Here is a 17697-nt window from a genome sequence, read left to right as displayed (position 1 = left end):
CTTCTGGTCCCGGGTGCGGGCGCCCGGGCCACAAGGGGCCTGTGATGGAGCCGGGCGCTGCCTGACCCGGATCAGGGGGTGTCGGTGGCCCCGGTGTGATAGGGGGGCCGGGCGCAGGTGTCCCGTATCAGGGCGCGCAGCCAGCGGTGGCCCGGATCGGCATCCTGACTGGGGTGCCAGAGCAGGGCGACCCGGATCCCTGGCAGAGCGAAGGGCAGGGGCAGGGTGACCAGATCGCCGAGCAGGCTGGCGCAGTGCAGGTGCGGCACCGTCGCCACCAGATTGCTCTCCCTGACCAGGGCCAGCGCCGTCGCAAACCCGGGTACCAGGGTAGTGATGGTGCGCCGCCTCCCCTGGCCTGCGAGGATCTCGTCGATGGGGCTGTGAGGCTGGCCCCGGCGGGAGACCAGCACGTGGCGGGCGGCGGCATAGCGCGCCACGGTCAGGGTGCCGTCGCAGAGGGGGTGGTCCGGGTGCACCACGGCGACGAAGTGGTCCTGGAACAGGGCCTGGGTGCGCAGCTCGGGGGCCGTGGTGGCGCCGATGACCCCGGTCTCGAAGTCCAGCTCGCCACGGCGCAGGGGGCCGCTCTCCTTGTCGGGTTTGGCCAGAAAGTGCAGCCGCACCCCGGGGGCCTCGACGGCGAGGCGCGCCAGCAGGGCGGGGCCTACCGCCTCCACGAAGCCGTCGCTGGATCGCAGGCGGAAGGTGCGCTCCAGGCTCGCCGGGTCTACTTCCTGATGGGGGCGCAGCACGGCCCGGGTCTCCTGAACCAGGCGGGCGACCTCATCCCGCAGGATCTGCGCCCGGGGGGTGGGGATCAGGCCGCGTCCCGCCCGCACGAGCAGCGGATCCCCCGTGGTCTCCCGCAGCCTTGCCAGGGCCCGGCTCATGGCGGAAGCACTCAGGCCTAGCCGTCTGGCGGCGCCCGCCACACTGCCCTCTTCCAGCAGGGCATCCAGGGTGATCAGCAGGTTGAAATCCGGGGTCATGGTCGTCTCCTCGCAGGCGGCGCCTGACGGGCCGACCCCTTCATGATACGCGAGTTGCCATCTCTTCATATGGCGTCTGGTGCAACTATAAGCTGCAAATCGTGCGTCTTCCGCCTTGTCACTACCCCCGCTAGCCTGGGTGCATCATCACTTGCCGGAGAGACTGCCATGTCCACACCACTTCTTGTTTCCCCTCCCGTGACGCGCCGTCTTGGTCTCGCGGGGCTCGGGCTCGCCACCCTGCTGCCCATGCTGGCGGGCAGCATGGCCAACCTGGTGCTGCCTGCCCTGGGGCAGGACTTCGGCGTGCCCTTCGCCAGCCTGCAATGGGTGCTGGTGGCCTACCTGCTTGGGATCACCAGTCTGACGGTGGTGGCGGGTCGGCTCGGGGATCGTCTGGGGCGGCGTCGCCTGCTGCTCTGGGGGACCGGGGTCTTTGCGCTGGCTTCCCTGCTGTGCGCCCTGGCCCCTTCCATCGGCTGGCTCATTGCCGCTCGCACCCTGCAAGGGGCGGGTGCGGCCTGCATGCTGGTGCTCTCGCTGGCCATGGCAGGAGAGCTGGTGCCGCCAGCCCGACGGGGCTGGAGCATGGGATTGCTCGGCACCCTGTCGGCCTGCGGCACGGCGCTCGGCCCCTCCTTCGGCGGCCTGTTGATCGGCGGATTTGGCTGGCAGGCACCCTTCCTGCTGCTGCTCCCCCTGACGTTGCTGGCGCTGGGGCGTGCCTGGCGCGATCTGCCCCGGGATGAGGCGGGCTCTGCCGAGGGAGGTCTCCCGCTCACCAGTCTGTTGCTGCTGGTGACGGCGCTGCTCTGCTACGGGCTGGCACTGACCCGGGGCAGCCCGCTCGGGGCCTGGCCGGGGATAGGGGCGCTCGTCGCCATGGCGCTCTTCGTGCGTGCCGACTCGGGCGCCCGTCGCCCCCTGCTGCCCCTGGTGTTGCTGGGGGCGCCTAGGCGAAGAGGCGGGATCATCGCCAGTGCGCTGGTGGCCAGCGTCATGGTGGCGACGCTGCTGATCGGTCCTTTCTACCTGCACGGCGCCTTTGCCCTCGACATGGGGACGGTGGGGCTGATGATCTCCATGGGCCCGCTGCTGGCGGCGCTGTCCGGCATGCCCGCTGGCTGGCTGGTTGACAGGGTGGGGGCGACCCCTGTGGTGCGCCTCGGCCTGGGACTCATGGTGGTGGCCGCCGTCTTGCTGGCCCTGCTGGACAGGGCGCTCGGGCCCCTCGGCTACCTGCTGCCCATCCTGCTGCTCACCGCCGGTTATGCCCTGTTCCAGACCGCCAACAACAGCGCCGTGGTGGGGGAGACGGAGGGGGCGAGCCGGGGCGCCGTGGCCGGGCTGCTGACCCTGTCGCGCAACCTGGGCCAGCTGACGGGGGCGGCGGGGCTGGGGGGCCTGTTCGCCGCCCTGGCGGGGCGGCCCGATCTCGCCCTCGCGACGGCGGACGAGCTGGCGTTTGCCACCCGGGTCACCTTCGCCCTGACGGCCTTGCTGCTGATGAGCGCGCTCTGGCTGGCGGGAAGGGGGGAGCGTGCCGTGCAGGGTGATGTGGCCCGGGACGGCTGCGAGTCGGGAGAACGCTGAAAACGAAGACGCCTCCACAGGGGAGGCGTCTTGCTATGGGGTTGAGCAGGATAGTAAACCGCTCAGCTCCTCGTTATCGATCAACCTGTTACAGAATGAAGCGGCTCAGATCCTCGTCTTCAATCAGCTTGCCGAGGTGGGCGTTGACGTAGTCGGTGTTGATGACGAAGGTCTCGCCTGACTTCTCGGAGGCGTCATAGGAGATGTCTTCCATCAGCCGCTCCATCACGGTGTGCAGACGACGGGCGCCGATGTTCTCGGTGCGCTCGTTGACCTGCCAGGCCGCTTCGGCCAGACGGCGGATACCATCCTGGGTGAACTCGATGTTGACCCCTTCGGTGGCCATCAGCGCCTTGTACTGATCGGTCAGGGAGGCGTTCGGCTCGGTCAGGATGCGCTCGAAGTCTTCGGTGGTCAGGGCGGTCAGCTCGACCCGGATCGGCAGGCGGCCCTGCAGCTCGGGGATGAGGTCGGACGGCTTGGCGATCTGGAAGGCACCGGAGGCGACAAACAGGATGTGATCGGTCTTGACCATGCCGTGCTTGGTGTTGACGGTGCAGCCCTCGACCAGCGGCAGCAGGTCGCGCTGAACCCCTTCACGGGAGACGTCCGGGCCCGAGCTCTCGCCGCGCTTGCAGATCTTGTCGATCTCGTCGAGGAAGACGATGCCGTTGTTCTCGACGGAGGCGATGGCCTTCTGCTTCAGCTCTTCCGGGTTGACCAGGCGGGCCGCTTCCTCTTCGATCAGCGCCTTCATGGCCTCTTTGACCTTGATCTTGCGCTTCTTCTTCTGGTTCTGGCCCAGGTTCTGGAACAGCCCCTGCAGCTGGTTGGCCATCTCTTCCATGCCCGGCGGGGTCATGATCTCGACGCCCATGGGGGAGGCGGCCAGATCCAGCTCGATCTCCTTGTCATCCAGCTGACCTTCCCGCAGTTTTTTGCGGAAGATCTGGCGGGTGTTGGAGTTGTCGGCTTTCTCTTCCTCACCCCAGCTGTTGCGCGGGTTGGGCAGCAGGGCGTCGAGGATGCGCTCTTCGGCGGCTTCCTCGGCGCGGTATTTCATCTTCTCCATCTCGGTCTCGCGCACCAGCTTGATGGCGACATCGGTCAGATCGCGGATGATGCTGTCCACTTCCTTGCCCACATAGCCCACTTCGGTGAACTTGGTCGCTTCCACCTTGATGAAGGGGGCGTTGGCCAGCTTGGCCAGGCGACGGGCGATCTCGGTCTTGCCGACGCCGGTCGGGCCGATCATCAGGATGTTCTTCGGGGTCACCTCGTGGCGCATCTCCTCGGAGAGCTGCATCCGGCGCCAGCGGTTGCGCAGGGCGACGGCGACCGCGCGCTTGGCGTCGGCCTGACCAATGATGTGTCTGTCCAGCTCGTGGACGATTTCTCTCGGGGTCATCTCGGACATGGTGGCGTTCCTGTATCCGGGGCGGGCAGGACCCACCCCTTGGAAAATGGGGTGTCTGGCAAGGCGGCCTTATTTGGCGGCCCTATTTCGCCGACTTATTTAGCTGAATAATCCAGCACTTCGATGGTGTGGTTGCCGTTGGTGAACACACAGATGTCGCCCGCAATCTTGAGGGACTTCTCGACGATGGTCCTGGCATCCAGCTCGGTGTTCTCCAGCAGGGCGATGGCGGCGGACTGGGCGAAGTTGCCGCCGCTGCCGATGGCGATGAGATCGTGCTCCGGCTGCACCACGTCACCGTTGCCGGTGATGATGAAGGACTTGTGCTCGTCGGCGACGGCCAGCAGGGCTTCGAGGCGGCGCAGGGCGCGATCGGTGCGCCAGTCCTTGGCCAGCGCCACGGCGGCGCGCTCCAGGTTGCCCTGATGGGCCTGCAGTTTGGCTTCGAAGCGCTCGAGCAGGGTGAAGGCGTCGGCGGTGCCGCCGGCGAAACCAGCCAGTACCTTGCCGTTGTAGAGGCGATGAACCTTGCGGGCGTTGCCCTTCATGACGGTGTTGCCAAGAGAAACCTGGCCATCGCCACCGATGACGACCTGACCGTTGCGGCGAACTGAAACTATGGTAGTCACTTTACTTACCTCGCTTGAGCCGAATGACGGCCTGACTGTGCATGGAGGAAAAGATGGGGATGGCAAAACGGCTTTTCAAGCCTGTGCCGAGCACGGATCGCGGAGGAGGGATCGGGTGGGCGCGGGATGGCGCCAAAAGAAACAGGGCCGGGTGTCGCCACCCGGCCCTGTGCATGGACGCGGCGATCACCCCTTCTTGGGGATGCAGCCGCTGATGCCCGAGCCCTGCAGCTTGCGGTTGGCCGCGTCGGCCGCCGCCTTGCCGTTGAAGGGGCCCACCATCACCTTGTAGACGGCGCCACCGGCCCCGTTCACCACCTGTAGACTGGAGGAGAGCCCGGCGGTGAAGGCGATGCGCGCCTTGAGGGATTCTGCGGAATCCTGGGAGCGCAGGGCGGCACACTGCATCATGTAGCGACCGCCGTCGGCGGCTGCGGTCTGTGCAGTCTGGGTCGCCGCCTTGGCCTTGGCGGCCTCGGCACGCTCCCGCTCCAGTTCGGCGCGGATCTCCCGTTCCATCCGCTCACGCTCGGCCTTCTGGTCGATCACCTGCTCCCGGGCGCTGGCGACCGGGGCGCCGGTGGCCGGCTTGGTCGGCTGCACCGGTTGCGGCTGATAGGGCTTCACCTGACCGATGGGGGTTCCCGGCTGGGGAATGTCGGTCGCGACCGGCTTGGGCAGCTTCTCCGGTTGCAGGGTCATGGTCTCGGCGGGCGGGGGCGGCAGCACGCCCGGCTGGGGCGGCGGCTCTATGATGTCCACCTGCTTGTTCTCCAGCCGCTCGATGTAGCTCCACTTCTCCTGGGGCAGGGTATTGCCCTGTGCCTTGGGTTTGTTGGCCTTCACTTGCTCTTCGATGGTGGGGGCATCGGCGCCCTTGCCGTTGATGAGGTAGAGGAAGGCGCCGAAACCGACGACCAGGGCCCCGGCCAGCAGTGCCGGGATAACAGGAAAGCGGCGAGGGGCCGCTTTCTTGATGTTACGGCCACCCGCCCGTCGTCTCGGGCTGTTGCCGACGTAATCCCGGGTCGCCATCTATTACATGCGCTCCAGGGTGTGGATGCCCAGCACGCCCAGTCCCAGCTTGAGCACCTTGGCGGTGGCGGCGCACAGCAGCAGACGGCTCTGGCGGGTCGCTTCGTCCACGCCGTCCTTGTTGATCGGGCAGGCTTCGTAGAAGGTCATGAAGTTGCCGGAGAGCTCGTACAGATAGGTACAGAGCAGGTGCGGCATCCCCTTGTCCGCCACGCCGTTGACCGCGTCGGAGAACTGGATCAGCTTCTGGGCCAGGGTCTCTTCGGCATCTTCGCTCAGGACCACCTTGCCGCTCAGGGTATCGGCATCGACGCCGGCCTTGCGGAAGATGGACTGGATACGGGTGTAGGCGTATTGCAGGTAGGGGGCGGTGTTGCCTTCAAACGACAGCATCAGATCCCAGTCGAAGATGTAGTCGGTGGTGCGGTTCTTGGAGAGATCCGCATACTTGACCGCGCCCATGGCGATGGCGTGCACCACCTGGGCCTTCTCTTCGGCAGAGAGGTCGCTGTTGCGGCTCTCCAGCAGGGCGCTGGCGCGCTCTTCCGCTTCATTCAGCAGGTCAACCAGCTTGACGGTGCCGCCGGAGCGGGTCTTGTAGGGACGGCCGTCCTTGCCCAGCATCATGCCGAAGGCGTGGTGCTCGAGGGGAACGGACTCCGGCACATAGCCCGCCTTGCGGGTGATGGTCCAGGCCTGCATCAGGTGCTGGTGCTGACGGGAGTCGATGAAGTACATGACCCGGTCGGCGCCCAGGTTCTCGTAACGGTATTTGGCGCAGGCGATGTCGGTGGTGGTGTAGAGGAAACCGCCGTCGCTCTTCTGGATGATGACGCCCATGGGCTCGCCATCCTTGTTCTTGAACTCGTCCAGGAAGACCACGGTGGCCCCTTCGCTCTCGACTGCCAGCCCCTTGGCTTTCAGGTCGGCAACGATCTGCGGCAGCATGTCGTTGTACATGGACTCGCCCATGATGTCCTTGTTGGACAGGGAGATGTTCAGGCGGTCGTAGTTGCGCTGGTTCTGCTCCATGGTCATGTCGACCAGCTTCTTCCACATGGTGCGGCAGTACTCATCGCCACCCTGCAGTTTCACCACGTAGTTGCGGGCGCGCTCGGCGAAGGCTTCGTCTTCGTCATAGTGACGCTTGGCCTGGGTGTAGAAGGCTTCCAGGTCCTTGAGCTCCATGTCGGAGGCGTGCTCGTTGGCCATCTTCTCCAGATAGGCGATCAGCATGCCGAACTGGGTGCCCCAGTCGCCGATGTGGTTGGCACGCACCACCTTGTGGCCCAGGAATTCGAGGGCGCGGGCGGCCACGTCACCGAGCACGGTGGAGCGGATGTGGTGCACCGCCATCTCCTTGGCCACGTTGGGGGCGGAGTAGTCCACCACCACGGTCTGCGGCGCCGGCAGCTTCACGTTGGCGTTGTCGGAGGTCACCATGGCTTCCACCTTACCGGCCAGCCAGCTCGGGTCGAAGAAGAAGTTGATGAAGCCGGGGCCGGCGATCTCGACCTTGGCGATCAGATCGGAGGCGGGCAGGTGCTCGATGATGGCAGCGGCCAGCTCGCGGGGATTCTTGCGGGCCGGTTTGGCCAGCAGCATGGCCAGGTTGGTGGCCAGGTCGCCGTGAGCCTTCTCCTTGCATCGGTCTACTTGCACCCGGGCTTCCAGGTCGGCGGGCAGGACGCCTGCGGACTTGAGATTGGCTACCGTTTGTTCAAGTAGATGATGAATATGCTCTTTCATAACTGACCACCGAGGTTGCGCGTCGAAAAGTGACTGACTGGATAAGGGCGTGAATTTTACCCGCATCGGGCCGAGAAAACTATAGGAACGGCCCGCACCCGTGGGCGTGGCGGATATTTCACTGCGTTTTCCACCACATTGCAGGATATTGATTTGGGTAAGTGGTGGTTATCCATTTCTACTGCATAACGAAACGGCTTGTCCAGGCTATTTTCCCCTGATTATGACAGGGTTATTTATACCGATTCGATCTGAATGATCCCGCTTCCCGTGGCGGTCGTATCCTTTGAGGACGCCGTTGGAGGATGATTCCCATGACACTGGTACTGTTTCCACTCTCCGCTCACCTGCTGCCGGGCGGCATCATGCCGCTGCGCATCTTCGAGCCCAGATACCAGCGCATGATCGCCGAGTCCCGGGAGCGGGAGTTCGCGCTCTGCATGCTGGACCCCCGCCAGCCCGACGCGCTGCGAAACATGTACCCCATCGCCACTCGGGTGCGCATCATCGATTTCGATCTGCTGCCCGATGGTTTGCTCGGCATCACGGTGCTCGGGGTGGAGCGGGTGCGTATCACGGATCTCTGGCAGGAAGAGGACGGTCTACGGGTCGGCGAGGTGGAGCCCCTGCCCCCCTGGCAGAGCGGTAGGCTCCAGGCGGATCAGCACTCCCTGGCCAAGGCGTTGCAGGATGTGTTCAACGACTATCCGGAGTATGCGGCCCTCTATCCGGAGCCGGACTGGGAGGATGCGAGCTGGGTCGCCCAGCGCTGGCTGGAGGTGCTGCCCATCCCGGTGGAGCAAAAACAGTGGCTGGTGGCGGCCAAGGACAACCAGCCCACCCTCTCCCTGCTGAGCGGTCTGCTGGTCGCGAGCCATTGAATTCCCCTTCCCGGTGATCCTTTTTCCTCGCTCACCGTATTGGGGGTGAACACCACACGCGAGGGATGGCGCAATGGCATATACTGGCCAACCACAATCGGCTCCACGCAGGACATCGCCCCCCATGGACAACCCAGACGGCGACCTCACATCTTTGCTGGTCCGGGTGGCCGAGCGTGCCGACAAGGCTGCCTTCGCCACCCTGTTCCACCACTTCGCGCCGCGCATCCGCAGCTACGGGCTGCGCCACCTCGGCAGCGAGGCCAACGCCATGGAACTGGTGCAGGAGACCATGCTGCTGGTCTGGCAGAAGGCACGGCTCTATCACCCCGACAAGGGCGCCGCCACCACCTGGATCTACACAGTGATGCGCAACCAGAGCTTTGACATGCTGCGCCGCCGCCGCGCCAGCAAGGAGGAGCTCTGCGCCGAGGAGATCTGGCCGCTGCTGGAATTCCGGGCCGAAGAGGAGCACCTGAGCGGCGGTGAAGACGCGGTGCTGACCCGCCAGATGGCCCACTATGTCGCCACGCTGCCGGAGCCGCAGCAGCAGGTGGTGCGCGGCATCTACCTGCAGGAGCTCTCCCAGCAGGAGCTGGCCGACCGGCTCGGCGTGCCCCTTGGCACCATCAAGTCCCGGCTGCGGCTGGCACTACAGAAACTGAAGGAACAAGTGGAGCAAGGCCATGATTAAGACCCATCCGACTGAACCCATGCTGCGCGCCTTCGCTGCCGACGAGCTGCCTCTGCCGCTGGCCGTCGGTGTCTCCGCCCATTGCGAGTTCTGCCCCGAGTGCGCCGCCCGGGTGAAGCAATTTGAAGAGGCGCTGGCGTGCCAGCATCTCGCCCCTGACGCGCCGGACGAGGCGCTGCCCGCCGGATTCGATGCCATGCTGGCGGGCATACTGCAACAGCCGGTGGCGACGGAGGCGGCGCTCGCCCTTCCCGAGAGCCCGAGGCCAGAGCTCAGGGTGGCGGGTCACAGTTACCGGCTGCCGCGGGCATTGGCACGGCATCATGCCCCCAGGTGGCGTCATCTCGGGGCCATCCGTCAGGTCAGCCTGCCCCTGGACGAGATGGGTGCGCGGGCCAACCTGCTCCACATCGAGGCGGGGGGGCGGATCCCCGAGCACACCCACAAGGGATATGAGCTGACCCTGCTGCTGGCGGGCACCATCGAGGATGGCGACACCCGCTATCAGGCGGGGGATTTCATCTGGCGCGACGCCAGCCACGCCCACAGCCCCCACACCCCGGACGGCTGCCTCTGCTACACGGTGCAAGATGCGCCGGTCCAGTTCACCAAGGGGCTGTCACGGCTGCTCAACGGCATCAGCCAGCACCTCTATTGAGTTAGGCTCACGGCTGCCCGGCGATAGCGGGCTGCCGCGCGACTGAGGCGGTATCACGGCATGAAAAAAGGGACCCTCGGGTCCCTTTTGTGTTGCTTGGCGGCGAAGCCCATCAGGCCACGAAGACCAGGTAGACGACGAAGGCCAGCAGGAAGCGGTAGATGGCGAACGGGATGAAGTCGAGACGACGGATCAGCGCCAGGAAGGTCTTGATGGCGACCATGGCCACCACGAAGGCGGTGACGAAGCCCACCGCAAACATGGGGAAGTCCGCCATGGAGAGGAAATCGCGGCTCTTGTAGAGATCCAGGCCGCTGGCCGCGATCATCATGGGCACCGCCATGATGAAGGAGAATTCCGCTGCCGCGTGGCGGCTGATGCCCATCAGCATGCCGCCGCTGATGGTGGCACCGGAGCGGGAGAAACCGGGCCAGAGTGCCAGGCACTGGAACAGGCCGATGCCGAAGGCCTGCTTGTAGCTGATGTCGTCCAGGGTCTCCGCGGTCACGGCGGGGCGGAACTTTTCGGCGATGATGAGCAGGATGCCACCGGCCACCAGGGCATACATCACGGTTTCCGGCCCGAACAGATTGGCCTTGATCCAGCTGTGGATAGCCAGCCCGACGACCACGGCGGGCAGCATGCCGAGGATGACGTGCACCAGGGAGAGGGTCGCGTGGCCCGGGGTCGGTTTCTGACCGAAGTGAATGCCGATGAGTCCGAACAGGCGGCGCCAGAACATGACGACCACTGCCAGGATGGAGCCGAGCTGGATCACCACCTCGAAGGTGGCGGCCTTGGGTCCTTCAAACCCGAGGAGGTGGCCGACGATGATCATGTGGCCGGTGGAGGAGACGGGGAGGAACTCGGTCAGGCCTTCCACTATGCCCAGCACAAAGGCGACGAACAGGGCGTAGGATTCGGTCATGGTGCAGATCTCTTGGTTATGGGGTCTGGATAAAATCAACCCCGAACGGGTCGGGGCGGCCAATGATGGCGGAAAATCGCGCGGGCAACCAGTGAATATTGGGGATTTCAGCGCCCTGTTCCGGCCGGGAAAGGGCGCTGGCGGACCATGCAGGGCGCGGCTTGCCGCATGCTGTCAGAAGCCATGACGGCCCCGTCACGTTCTGACAGGTCAGTCACGCCTGTTGACCTCTGTTTTATGATCTCTTTGTGCTGTCAGGCCAGTATGGACAGGATTTTCTGTTGAAGATCATCGTCCAGGGGGGGCTGCCCCAGGGCGTCGACGGCGCTCCTTATCTGTTGGGGATGGCTGGCGCCGATCAGGGCGCCGCTCACCACGGGGTCGCGCAGCACCCATTGCAGTGCGAGTTGCGACAGGGACTGACCCCGTTGCAGGGCCAGTGCATGCAGGGCGCGGACGGTGGCGAGCTTCTCCTCGGTGATCTGGTCCGCCGTGAGGAAGGGGCTGGCACTGGCGGCGCGGGAATCCGCGGGAATGCCCGCCAGGTAGCGATCGCTCAGCAGCCCCCCCGCCAGGGGCGAGAAGGCGACCACCCCCATGCCGTGCTCCCGGCAGGCCGGCAGGGTGTCGGGCTCAACATCGCGCTGGAACAGGGAGTATTTGAGCTGGTTGACCAGGCAGGGGGTGCCGAGCTCTGCCAGCCGGGCGGCAGCCTTGGCCGCGAGCGGGGCCGGGTAGTTGGAGAGGCCGATGTAGAGCGCCTTGCCCTGGCGCACCATCAGGGCCAGGGCCTGGCAGGTCTCCTCGAGCGGGGTGCGGGGATCCGGCCTGTGGTGATAGAAGATGTCCACGTAGTCGAGGCCCAGACGGCGCAGGCTCTGGTGCAGGCTGGCGAAGAGGTACTTGGCGCTGCCGCCATCGCCGTAGGGGCCGTCCCACATCACGTAGCCCGCCTTGCTGGCGATGATGAGCTCGTCCCGATAGGGAGCCAGGCTCCTCTTGAGCAGCGTGCCGAAGGTCAGTTCGGCAGATCCCGGCGGCGGCCCGTAGTTGTTGGCGAGATCGAAGTGGGTGATCCCCAGATCGAACGCCTGGTGCACCATGGCCTTCGCGGTGGCGGGATTGCTCCCGGCGCCGAAGTTGTGCCAAAGGCCCAGACCGATGCCGGGCAGGCGCAGGCCGTGGCGGCCCGCCGGTCGGTAGGGCTGGCGCTGGTAGCGGTCGGGGGCGGCGAGGTAGTTGTCATCCATCACGGTGCGGTTCCTTGGCTGATGTGCAATGAGGAGCGACGGACCTTGCGGCGGGCCTCACTCCGGCTGATTCGGCGTTGCCATCGGGGCCGGGGCAGCCATGACGTGGCGGCGCGCCCGGGCCCCTTCGTCTGCCCGAGCGGGGCTGTCAGGGGGCAGGAATAAAGCGATAGCGGGTCTGGTGGCGATAACGCTGCCCCGGCAGCAACCAGGGATCGCCGAGGGCGGGCCGGTTCGGGCTGTCGGGCAATTGCTGGGCCTCCAGGCAGAAGCCGTCGTAATCCCGGTAGGGTCGGCCCTGACGATCCGGCGTGCCGGTCAGCCAGTTGCCGCTGTAGAACTGCAGGGAGGGCTGGTTGGTGTAGACCGCCATCGCCAGCTTGCCATCCCCCGAGATCACCCGGGCGGCCCATGGCTGATTGGACCCACCAAACGGCTCATCAGCAGGCTCAAAATCGCTATTGTTGAGCAGAAATGCGTGATCGTATCCCTTGGCCAACTGCTGCTGGGGGTGGTCCAGCCACGCCTGGCCGATGGGGCGGGGGGCGCGCAGATCGAAGGGGCCTTCCACCGGGGCGATGGCCAGCGGCAGGCTCTGGTCATCCGTGGGCAGGTAGCGGTCGGCGTCGAGGCTGATGGTGTGGTGGCGGATGTCGCCACCGCCATCCAGGTTGAAGTAGGCGTGGCTGGTGAGGCTGACCGGACTGGGGGCGTCCGTGCTGGCGCAGAAGTCGACCACCAGATCGCACTGCTCCAGCCGATACTCCAGGCTCACCCTCAGATTGCCGGGAAAGCCCTGATCCCCCGCCCGGGAGAGGAGCGCCAGCTTGACCCTGTCCGCCTCCTGCTCCTTGATCTGCCAGGTGCGGCGATGGAACCCGTCGTGCCCGCCGTGCAGGCAGTTGGCCCCCTGGTTGGCGTCCAGCGTCCAGCACTGGCCTTCCCGCTCAAGGCGGGCGCCGCCGATGCGGTTGGCAAAGCGCCCCGCCACGGCCCCCAGCCATACCTGCTGGGTGAGGTAGGCCTCGTCGGCGCAGCCCAGCAGCACCTCCCGCCGCTCTCCCGCCACCGGCAGGGTGAGGGAGGTGAGGGTGGCCCCGTATGCGAGACCGCGCAGCCGCAGTCCCTCCTCGTTTTCCAGCTCGAATCTCATCATGGTTTGCGGTTCCCCGTCGTGATCCCGTCGCCCCCTGCCGGCGTCGCGAGTGCCGGGCAGGGGGCGTCACCCGTTGTCAGGCGTGCGTTACAGTCTGCCGGCCCCTGCGCTGGCACGGCAGACGTAGCAGTCCGCCTTGAGGCCGAAACGGGCCGGGTATTCCGCCTCCACCACGGCGATCACCTCGGCCACCTTCTCGGGGCGCAGCAGGGCGACCACGCAGCCGCCAAAACCGCCGCCGGTCATGCGCACACCGCCTTCGCTGCCGATCCGGGCCTTGATGATCTCCACCAGGCCGTCGATGGGGGGCACGGTGATCTCGAAGTCATCGCGCATGGCGGCGTGGGACTGGCCCATCAGCTCACCGAGGCGCACCAGATCGCCCTGTGCCAGCGCATCGGCCGCCGCCAGAGTGCGGGCGTTCTCGCCGACCACGTGGCGGGCACGGCGATAGCAGGCCTCGTCCAGACCGGCCTTGCCCGCTTCCAGCGTCGCCAGATCCAGGTCGCGCAGGGCTTTGACCCCGTAGTGACGGGCGGCGGTTTCGCACTGCTGGCGACGGGTGTTGTATTCGCTGTCCACCAGGCCGCGGCGCACGTTGGAGTTGACGATGAGCACCGCCAGATCGGTGGGCATGGGGATGAGCCGGGTCTCCAGGGAACGGCAATCGAGCAGCAGGGCGTGATCCTGCTTGCCGCTCGCGGAGATCATCTGATCCATGATGCCGCAGTTGCAGCCGACGAACTGGTTCTCCGCCTGCTGGCCGTTGAGGGCGATTTCCGCCTGGCTGATGGCCAGTCCCTGGGCCTCCTTGAAGGCCTGGCCGATGGCCACCTCCAGGGAAGCGGAGGAGGAGAGACCCGTCCCCTGGGGCACGTTGCCGGAGACCACCAGATTGAGGCCGCGCAGGGCGTGGCCCCGTGCCTGCAGGTGTTTCACCACGCCGCGGATATAGTCGCTCCAGCGCTGGCTGGGGTGGTGCTCGATGGGTTGATCGAGACTGAACCGGTCGCGCTGGTTGTCGTAGTCGGCGGCGATCACTTCGACCAGGTTGTCTCCGCGCAGGCCGATGGCGACGCAGGTCTCGTAGTCGATGGCGCAGGGCAGCACGAAGCCGTCGTTGTAGTCTGTGTGCTCGCCGATGAGGTTGACGCGGCCTGGAGCCCGAACCAGCAGGTCGGGTTGTTGCTCAAACTGCTCGGCAAACACGGCGCTGACGCGCTGGCTCGGGGTCATAGGGCCTCCTCGTTGGACTGGTTCTGGTCGTTGTAGTGGATGGGACTGAGGGCGCGCAGCCGTTCCGCCGCCTGTTCCGGGGTGAGATCGCGCTGGGTTTCGGCCAGCATCTCGAAGCCCACCATGAATTTGCGCACCGTGGCGGAGCGCAGCAGGGGCGGATAGAAGTGGGCGTGCAGTTGCCACGCCTCGGGGCAGTCGGAACGGGGCGGGGCGAAGTGCCAGCCCATGGAGTAGGGGAAGCTGCACTGGAACAGGTTGTCGTAGCGGCTGGTGAGCTCCTTGAGCGCGATGGCCAGGTCCTGTTGCTGTTCCCGGGTGAGATCCAGCATGGAGGGGACATGGGCCTTGGGCAGCAGCAGGGTCTCGAACGGCCAGGCCGCCCAGAAGGGCACCACCGCCAGCCAGTGGGCCGTCTCCACCACGATGCGGGAGCGATCCGCCAGCTCCCGCTCCACATAGTCCAGCAGCAGGGGGCGGCCGTGTTCGGTCAGCCAGGCGCGCTGGTGCGCCTCTTCCCGGGCAATCTCGTTGGGCAGGAAGTCACTGCCCCAGAGCTGGCCGTGAGGGTGCGGGTTGGAGCAGCCCATGACGGCGCCCTTGTTTTCAAAGACTTGGACCCATTCCCACTGTTCAGAGAGCTCGGCCACCTGGTCCATCCAGGTGGTGATCACCCCTTCAATGGCGGGCAGGGGCAGCTCGGGCAGGGTCTTGCCGTGATCCGGCGAGAAGCAGATGACCCGGCTGGTGCCCCGGGCGGCTTCCAGCTTCAGCAGGGGATCCGGCGCCGCGTCAGCGGCCGGGGTGTCCTGCATCAGGGCGGCGAAGTCGTTGGTAAAGACGAAGGTGCCCTGATAGTCGGGGTTGATATCGCCGGTCACCCGGGTGTTGCCCGCACAGAGGAAGCAGTCGGGATCATGGGCCTGGCTCGGCGCCAGGCTCACCTTCTCGACCTGGCCTTGCCAGGGGCGCTTGGCCCTGTGAGGGGAGACCAGCACGTACTGGCCGGTGAGCGGGTTGAAGCGGCGGTGGGGGTGATCAACGGGGTTGAACATCATCACTCCAGTCTGTGAGTTGAATACATCCGAAGGCGCAGGCCAGGGCCTACGCCTCGTAACCATTGGGGTTGGCGGACTGCCAGCGCCAGCTGTCGGCGCACATGGCGGCGAGATCCCGGCTGGCGTGCCAGTCCAGTTCCCGAGCGGCCTTGGCGGGATCGGCCCAGCACTCGGCGATGTCGCCGGGGCGCCGTGGCTCGATCCGGTAAGGAAGGGGCCGACCGCAGGCGGCCTCGAACGCCGCGACCATCTGCAACACGCTCTGGCCCTGGCCCGTGCCCAGGTTGTAGGCGTGGACACCGCCCCGTCCGGCGCAGTGTTCCAGAGCCTTGACGTGCCCTTCGGCGAGATCCATCACGTGGATGTAGTCGCGCACCCCGGTGCCGTCGATGGTTGGGTAATCGTTACCAAAGACCGAGAGGCAGTCGCGCCGGCCGATGGCGACCTGGGTCAAAAACGGCATCAGATTGTTGGGGATGCCCTGGGGATCCTCCCCCAGAGTGCCGGACTCGTGGGCGCCGACGGGGTTGAAATAGCGCAGCAGGGTCATGCTCCAGTGGGGCTCGGCCCGCTGCAGATCCTCGAGGATCTCCTCGATGATCAGCTTGGATCGGCCGTAGGGGTTGGTGGCGCTGCGCGGGAAATCCTCCCGGATCGGGGTGCTGGCGGGATCGCCGTAGACGGTGGCCGACGAGCTGAACACCAGATTGCGTACCCCGGCCCGTTTCATCGCCTGCAGCAATACCAGGGTGCCGCTCAGGTTGTTCTCGTAGTAGTCCAGCGGGATGCGGGTCGACTCGCCGACCGCCTTGAGGGCGGCGAAGTGGATCACGGCGTCGATGTGCTGCTCGCTGAAGATGCGATCCAGCAGGGCCGGGTCACGGATGTCCCCTTCGTAGAAGCGGGGCTCGCGCCCGCTGATGGCGGCGACACGGGTCAGGACGCCCGCCTTGCTGTTGCAGAGGTTGTCCACCACCACGGGCTCCATGCCTGCGGCCTGCAAGGCCAGACAGGTGTGGCTGCCGATGTAGCCGCAACCGCCGGTGACCAGTACTTTCATCCGTTGTTCCACCCTCAACTCCTCGCATCAGGAAAGCCTGAGCAGGAGTCTAGCCGAGGGGCTGACGGGCAAACTGTGAGCTGCTTAACAAATATGTGTAAACGATTACACTTGTTTTCATCGACCAATGTGGCAAGTTCTGATTTTTCCCCCTGTTATCAGTGACATTGAACGGTATAATGCGGCCAGTTGCAGCGTGAAATAAGTGAAAACAGCATGAGCACCATCAAGGATGTCGCCCGTTTGGCCAATGTGTCAGTGGCAACGGTTTCACGGGTGATGAACAACTCACCCAAGGCCAGTGCCGCCTCCCGCGAGGTGGTGCTGAAGGCCATGGCCGAGCTGGGCTATACCCCCAACGCCAACGCGCGGGCCCTGGTCAGCCAGACCTGTGACACCATGGGAGTGGTGGTGGGTGACGTGGCGGATCCTTTCTTCGGCGCCCTGGTCAAAGGGGTCGCGGCGGTGGCGGTGGAGCAGGGCTTGCACCTGTTGATGGGTAATGGTTTTCACCGCGCCCAGCAGGAGCGGGAGGCCATCGAGCTGCTCATCGGCAAACGCTGCGAGGCACTGGTGGTGCACAGCAAGGCGCTTGGCGACGAGGAGCTGGTCGACTACGCCCTGCGCGCCCCCGGCATGGTGCTGATCAACCGCGACATTCCGAGTCTGAGGGGGCGCTGCATCGCTCTCAACAACCGCCAGGGTGCGGCGACCGCCACCCGTCATCTGCTGGATCTCGGCCACCGCCATATCGCCTTCCTGAGCTCGGATCACGCCATCGAGGATGCGCTGTTGCGCCATCAGGGCTATCAGGATGCCCTGGCGGAGGCGGAGGTCTTCGCCGATCCCGAGCTGGTGGAGAGCGGCATGCCCAATGAAGAGGGGGGCGAGCGCGCCATGCTCAACCTGCTGGCCAAGGGGTTGCCCATCACGGCGGTGGTGGCCTACAACGACGCCATGGCGGCAGGGGCCATCTCTGTGCTGGCGGACAACGGCCTCAAGGTGCCGGAAGAGGTCTCTGTGGTGGGCTTCGATGACATCATCTACGCCAGATACCTGAGACCCAAGCTCTCCACCATGCGCTATCCCATCGAGCTGATGGCGGCCCAGGCGGCCAAGCTGGCGCTGCAACTCGCCGCAGGGGAGAGCGAATCGGTGCAGAGTCGCATCTATACCCCCACCCTGATCAACCGCCATTCGGTCGCTCCCGTCAGGTCCTGATCGCAGCGCTTGCGCCCCCGTCGGCGCAAGCGCTGCACCTGGCGAACCCGTACTGCAGCCCATAACGCGCCCCCCATAGCTCAGACGATAGATAGCTCAGAGCATGGCTAGCGCAGACCACAGAGGGTTGCCTGAGGAGT

Annotated in this window: 16 protein-coding genes; 5 read left to right on the top strand and 11 right to left on the bottom strand. The window is 65.7% G+C overall.

Translation table 11 applies throughout. The features are described 5' to 3' along the window. Positions 1–71: 71 nt before the first annotated feature. Entirely contained in the window at positions 72–992 is a 921-nt protein-coding gene (locus tag BGO64_RS02275) for a LysR family transcriptional regulator (RefSeq protein ID WP_286700095.1), read from the bottom strand. A 168-nt stretch (positions 993–1160) separates the two neighbouring features. On the opposite strand from BGO64_RS02275, the gene BGO64_RS02270 reads away from it, so the two are divergent. Continuing rightward, positions 1161–2585 (top strand): MFS transporter, encoded by a 1425-nt coding sequence (locus BGO64_RS02270; RefSeq protein WP_286700094.1) that lies wholly within the window; start codon positions 1161–1163, stop codon positions 2583–2585. 88 nt (positions 2586–2673) lie between these two features. Here BGO64_RS02270 and hslU read toward each other — a convergent pair whose 3' ends face one another. The 4 genes from hslU to argS all read right to left on the bottom strand — a co-directional run bounded on the left by hslU (position 2674) and on the right by argS (position 7415). Further along, a complete protein-coding gene (gene hslU / locus BGO64_RS02265) occupies positions 2674–4002 on the bottom strand; it encodes an ATP-dependent protease ATPase subunit HslU (protein WP_010676031.1) in 1329 nt (442 codons plus the stop codon). A 95-nt stretch (positions 4003–4097) separates the two neighbouring features. Continuing rightward, a complete protein-coding gene (hslV, locus tag BGO64_RS02260; RefSeq protein WP_005340772.1) occupies positions 4098–4631 on the bottom strand; it encodes an ATP-dependent protease subunit HslV in 534 nt (177 codons plus the stop codon). 186 nt (positions 4632–4817) lie between these two features. Then, positions 4818–5666, bottom strand: coding sequence for an SPOR domain-containing protein (locus tag BGO64_RS02255; protein ID WP_286700093.1), 849 nt, complete (start codon positions 5664–5666; stop codon positions 4818–4820). A 3-nt stretch (positions 5667–5669) separates the two neighbouring features. Continuing rightward, positions 5670–7415: an arginine--tRNA ligase gene (gene argS, locus BGO64_RS02250; protein WP_286700092.1), complete on the bottom strand. Its 1746-nt coding sequence runs from the start codon at positions 7413–7415 to the stop codon at positions 5670–5672. Positions 7416–7729: 314 nt separating this feature from the next. Here argS and BGO64_RS02245 point away from each other — a divergent pair, with 314 nt between their 5' ends. From BGO64_RS02245 to BGO64_RS02235, 3 genes are all read left to right on the top strand, one after another. Beyond that, positions 7730–8296, top strand: a complete 567-nt coding sequence (locus tag BGO64_RS02245) for an LON peptidase substrate-binding domain-containing protein (protein ID WP_010676027.1) — start codon at positions 7730–7732, stop codon at positions 8294–8296. A gap of 124 nt (positions 8297–8420) precedes the next feature. Next, entirely contained in the window at positions 8421–8990 is a 570-nt protein-coding gene (locus BGO64_RS02240) for a sigma-70 family RNA polymerase sigma factor (RefSeq protein WP_010676026.1), read from the top strand. Continuing rightward, the gene (locus BGO64_RS02235; RefSeq protein ID WP_139736509.1) at positions 8983–9648 is read left to right on the top strand and encodes a ChrR family anti-sigma-E factor; all 666 of its coding nucleotides are present in this window, start codon (positions 8983–8985) and stop codon (positions 9646–9648) included. Before BGO64_RS02240 ends, BGO64_RS02235 begins: the two co-directional genes overlap by 8 nt. A 112-nt stretch (positions 9649–9760) precedes the next feature. On the opposite strand, the gene bacA is transcribed toward BGO64_RS02235, so the two are convergent. From bacA to galE, 6 genes are all read right to left on the bottom strand, one after another. After that, complete coding sequence (bacA, locus tag BGO64_RS02230; RefSeq protein WP_010676024.1) at positions 9761–10576, bottom strand: undecaprenyl-diphosphate phosphatase; 816 nt, start codon at positions 10574–10576, stop codon at positions 9761–9763. Positions 10577–10830: 254 nt separating this feature from the next. After that, complete coding sequence (locus BGO64_RS02225) at positions 10831–11826, bottom strand: aldo/keto reductase (protein ID WP_286700091.1); 996 nt, start codon at positions 11824–11826, stop codon at positions 10831–10833. Positions 11827–11974: 148 nt separating this feature from the next. Next, positions 11975–13042, bottom strand: coding sequence for a galactose-1-epimerase (locus BGO64_RS02220; protein ID WP_286700116.1), 1068 nt, complete (start codon positions 13040–13042; stop codon positions 11975–11977). Positions 13043–13069: 27 nt separating this feature from the next. Further along, positions 13070–14218, bottom strand: a complete 1149-nt coding sequence (gene galK / locus BGO64_RS02215; protein WP_042882341.1) for a galactokinase — start codon at positions 14216–14218, stop codon at positions 13070–13072. After that, positions 14215–15273, bottom strand: a complete 1059-nt coding sequence (locus BGO64_RS02210; RefSeq protein WP_286700090.1) for a UDP-glucose--hexose-1-phosphate uridylyltransferase — start codon at positions 15271–15273, stop codon at positions 14215–14217. Before BGO64_RS02210 ends, galK begins: the two co-directional genes overlap by 4 nt. A gap of 49 nt (positions 15274–15322) precedes the next feature. After that, on the bottom strand, positions 15323–16336 hold the full coding sequence (gene galE, locus BGO64_RS02205) for a UDP-glucose 4-epimerase GalE (protein WP_134997206.1): 1014 nt from the start codon (positions 16334–16336) through the stop codon (positions 15323–15325). A gap of 216 nt (positions 16337–16552) precedes the next feature. Between galE and BGO64_RS02200 the strand changes: the two genes are divergently transcribed. Next, positions 16553–17557, top strand: a complete 1005-nt coding sequence (locus BGO64_RS02200; protein WP_010676018.1) for a substrate-binding domain-containing protein — start codon at positions 16553–16555, stop codon at positions 17555–17557. The last annotated feature ends 140 nt before the right edge of the window (positions 17558–17697 follow it).

The organism is Aeromonas sp. 62-46 (assembly GCF_001898585.1).
GTDB lineage: Bacteria > Pseudomonadota > Gammaproteobacteria > Enterobacterales > Aeromonadaceae > Aeromonas > Aeromonas caviae.
This window is presented reverse-complemented; position numbering and strand designations above follow the sequence as displayed.